This window comes from Achromobacter marplatensis, assembly GCF_049060505.1.
Lineage (GTDB): Bacteria > Pseudomonadota > Gammaproteobacteria > Burkholderiales > Burkholderiaceae_B > Achromobacter > Achromobacter marplatensis_A.
In genome coordinates this window covers 1-784 of record NZ_JBMGRB010000034.1, presented here as the reverse complement: position 1 = coordinate 784, position 784 = coordinate 1, and the positions used below count along the sequence as shown (strand labels likewise).

Annotated in this window: 1 protein-coding gene; it reads left to right on the top strand. The window is 67.1% G+C overall.

Annotated features, from left to right (window positions below; genetic code table 11):
* The coding region (locus tag ACI0FO_RS29415; RefSeq protein ID WP_416032095.1) for a filamentous hemagglutinin N-terminal domain-containing protein at nt 1-784 on the top strand (784 nt) is incomplete at both ends.

Sequence of the window (784 nt, the reverse complement as noted above, 5' to 3'; positions counted from 1 at the left end):
CCGCCGTCGGCGGGCGGGGTTTCCAACAACCGCTATACCCAATTCAACGTGGGCCCGTCGGGCGTAGTGCTGAACAACAGCGGGGGGGCCAGCCAATCCCAATTAGCCGGCCAAGTCGCCGGCAACGTCATGTTGGGCAACCAGCGTGCAACGACGATCCTGAACCAGGTCACGGCGCCAAACCCGTCGCAATTGCTGGGCACGCTGGAAGTCGCGGGCAACCGCGCCAATATCATCGTCGCCAACCCGGCGGGCATCACTTGCAATGGCTGCGGGTTCTTGAACGCAACCCGTGCCACCTTGACAACCGGGCGGCCGCAAGTCGGGCCGGACGGGAGCATTGCGCTGGACGTGGCCGCGGGCAAGATCCGCGTGGAGGGCGAAGGCCTGTACGGGGCTAATGTCAGCCAGGTCGACCTGATTGCCCGAAGCCTGGAGATTAACGCCGGCGTGTGGGCGGATCGGCTCAACGTAACCGCGGGCGCGTCGCGCGTCGATTATTCGACAGGCGCCGTATCGGCGCAGAGTGGCGAGGGGGCTCCGCCTGCCTTGGCGTTGGATACCGCGGCCTTGGGCGGCATGTACGCGAATAGCATCCGCTTGATTGGCACCGAGGCCGGCGTGGGTGTGAATGTCGGCGGAAACCTGATCGCCCTGACGGGCGACCTGCAGGTCAGCGCCGCAGGCGATGTACGCATCGCGCCTGGCGCCACCATGCAGGCGGCGCGCGATCTGCGGGCGTCGGCGGGGCGCGACTTGACGGTTGATGGGGCTGCGCAGGCGG